General features: G+C 43.3%; 4 protein-coding genes. 2 read left to right on the forward strand and 2 right to left on the reverse strand.

The features are described 5' to 3' along the window. Together LHW48_08165 and trxB are read right to left on the reverse strand one after the other, a co-directional pair. The coding region (locus tag LHW48_08165; protein MCB5260427.1) for an alanine--tRNA ligase at window positions 1–700 on the reverse strand (700 nt) is incomplete at its 3' end. After that, on the reverse strand, window positions 690–1,634 hold the full coding sequence (gene trxB, locus LHW48_08170; GenBank protein ID MCB5260428.1) for a thioredoxin-disulfide reductase: 945 nt from the start codon (window positions 1,632–1,634) through the stop codon (window positions 690–692). The genes trxB and LHW48_08165, both read right to left, overlap by 11 nt. Window positions 1,635–1,771: 137 nt before the next feature. Between trxB and queC the strand changes: the two genes are divergently transcribed. After that, a complete protein-coding gene (queC, locus tag LHW48_08175; GenBank protein MCB5260429.1) occupies window positions 1,772–2,431 on the forward strand; it encodes a 7-cyano-7-deazaguanine synthase QueC in 660 nt (219 codons plus the stop codon). Then, window positions 2,428–3,126, forward strand: a 699-nt coding sequence (locus LHW48_08180; protein ID MCB5260430.1) for an asparaginase, incomplete at its 3' end; no start/stop codon positions are given. The genes queC and LHW48_08180, both read left to right, overlap by 4 nt.

The following is a 3,126-nucleotide window of genomic DNA, read 5'->3' on the forward strand; positions in this document are numbered from 1 at the left end:
CACCAGTATCCACAAAACGCTGTTTCAAGGGACTTAGTGAGCGATCTTCCTCCCTGTTGTATTGGATAAATACCAGGTTCCATAGCTCGATATATCGGTCACAATCGCCATTTACAGTACAAATATGGCCGGGCACTCCCTGTTTATTGCAATGCTCTATACCTCTGTCAATATGGATCTCAGAGCAGGGTCCGCAAGGTCCTGTATCTCCCATTTCCCAAAAGTTATCTTTATCGTCATGATATGAGATATGAGAAGGATCAATATCGGTTTGTTCTTGCCATAAATCGTGTGCCTCGCTATCGCTTTTGTGAACGGTAGCGTAAAGAAGCTTTTTATCCAGCTTCCAATTCTCTGTGAGCAATTCCCAAGCCCAGCTAATGGCTTCTTTTTTGTAATAATCGCCAAAGCTCCAATTACCAAGCATTTCGAAGAAAGTATGATGGTAGCCATCCTTACCCACTTCTTCCAAGTCGTTGTGTTTCCCGCCAGCCCGAATGCACTTCTGAGAGTTTACGGCACGGCTTACCTCAGCCTCCTTATTACCCAAAAAGATACTTTTAAACTGGTTCATACCAGCATTGGCAAATAACAGGGTGGGATCATTCTGGGGGATCACAGGGGAAGAATGCACAAAGCTGTGCCCTTTTTCCTTAAAAAACTCGATGAATTGGCTGCGGATTTCTTTACTATTTAGCACTTTCTACCTCTAGGGCATCGTAGTTTTCGATAATCCATTTCTCTGCACTCCACGCCGCAATCGCACCATCGGATGTGGCAGTAACCACTTGTCTGAGGACTGTATGGCGAATGTCACCAGCGGCATAGACGCCCGGGATATTGGTATGCATGTGGTCATCTGTAAGCACAAATCCAGCGCTATCGAGTTCTATGCGGGATTCCAACAATTCGTTATTAGGCAGAATGCCCACATAGATAAAGATTCCATCCACAGGAAGCATAGAAATTTCTTTTGTTTTACGGTTTACCAATTCGAGTTTGCTCACTTTGGCTTCACCATGAATTTCTTGAACTACTGTATCCCAAATGAATTCAATTTTGGGATTTTTGAAAGCACGTTCTTGAATGATCTTTTGCGCACGTAATTCATCGCGGCGATGGATAACGATCACCTTTTGGGCAAATCTGCTAAGGAAGATTCCTTCTTCTATAGCGCTATCACCTCCGCCAACAACAGCAACTACTTTATCACGATACAAAGCCCCATCGCATGTTGCGCAATAAGATACACCACGTCCGGTAAGGTGTTCTTCTCCGGGTACATTCAACCGGCGAGGATGTGCTCCAGTACAGATTATCACGCTTTTTGCACGGTATTTAGCGCTATCTGTTTCAATAACTTTACACAAACCCTCCATGCCCAAAGCTATAATTTCTTCTTCTATAAATCTAGCGCCAAACCGCTCTGCCTGGGCATGCATTTTGGCAGTTAGTTCAAAACCTGAAAGGGGTTCTTCAAAACCGGGATAGTTCTCAACTTCATCGGTTACTGTGATTTGACCACCCACCATTCCTTTTTCGAATATAGCAGTCTTCAAACCCCCTCGGGCACTATAAAGGGCAGCGCTCAATCCTGCAGGACCGGCACCAATAATAATTACGTCGTATCTCATATTAACCTCAAATAAACTTATCTAATGTGTGCAAAATCCTATATGTATCAATTTAGTCAAGTACAATCCATGCTTTGTACTTGACATAAATACACTCTGCCATAAGCTTGCAAAAAGAAATTAAACGGGAATAGATGATGACACGTGCTATTGTTCTACTTAGCGGAGGAATGGATTCTCTGGTTACAACTGCCATTGCTGCAAAGGAATGTGACGAGTTATTTTGCTTGCATTTCTCTTACGGACAGCGAACACAAGCCAAAGAGAGGCAGTGCTTTAACCAAATTGCCGATTATTACCATGCCCAAATGGCAAAAATTGTGGATTATCGGTGGTTATCAGATATTGGCGGTTCTTCATTAACGGATGCGGAGATTGTAATCAATCACGAAAGTGGCATTCCAAACACGTATGTCCCCTTCAGAAATGCTACAATGCTCTGTGCGGCGGTAGCTTGGGCAGAAGTGATAAGCGCAAGTAAAATATATATTGGCGCAGTTGAAGAAGACAGCTCTGGATACCCAGATTGCCGCGAAGAATTCTTTAAAACCTTCAGAAATCTAATAGAACTTGGAACTGTAAAGGGCAATATTGGCATTTACACTCCAGTTTTACATTTTCGAAAAGCCCAAATAATTAAACTTGGACAAGAGCTAAATGCCCCATTTCAACTATCCTGGAGTTGCTATTTTTCCAACGACAAAGCCTGCGGAGAATGCCCCAGTTGCTTACTTCGGCTTAGGGCATTTAAAGAAGCTGGCTGTGAAGATCCAATACCCTATATGAGTTCAAAATGAAGAAGATACTCCTGATAATGACCGGTGGCACTATTTCGATGAAGAATGTTGTAAATATGGGGGTAGTGCCCACATCAGAGCTTGCGGATTTCCTCACAAAATTCCCCCAACTAAATGGCGTAGCCAATGTGGAAGTGATGGATTATTTGAATATTCCAAGCCCTTATATGACACCAAAGATGATGTTTGGTTTGGCAAAATTAATAGACACAAAGATTTTGGCTTATGATGGCATCGTGGTAACTCACGGCACGGACACTTTGGAAGAAAGTGCTTTTATGGCAGATTTGGTGCTTACCACCCGTAAGCCCGTCATTTTTACCGCAGCAATGCGTAGTGGAAGTGATCTCGGGTTGGATGGACCCCGCAATATCATAGGCAGTGTACGCGTAGCTAGCCATCACGAGAGCGTCGATAAAGGAGTACTGGTAGTAATGAACGACGAAATCCATACTGCCCGCGATGTTGTTAAAACAGATTCCGGTAAAGTTGATGCCTTTACCAGTCCCGGTTTAGGACCATTAGGAATAGTGGATCCGGATAGAATTGTATATCACAGAGCTAGCCTATATCGCGAAAATGTGTGGACAGAGGTTCTAGACACTCGAGTTGATCTAATAAAAGCAGTGTGTGGAATGGACAATAAATATATAGATTGCAGCATCGATAACAGGGCGCGAGCCATTGTGATTGAG

The sequence above is a fragment of the Candidatus Cloacimonadota bacterium genome (assembly GCA_020532355.1).
Taxonomy (GTDB): Bacteria; Cloacimonadota; Cloacimonadia; order Cloacimonadales; family Cloacimonadaceae; genus UBA5456.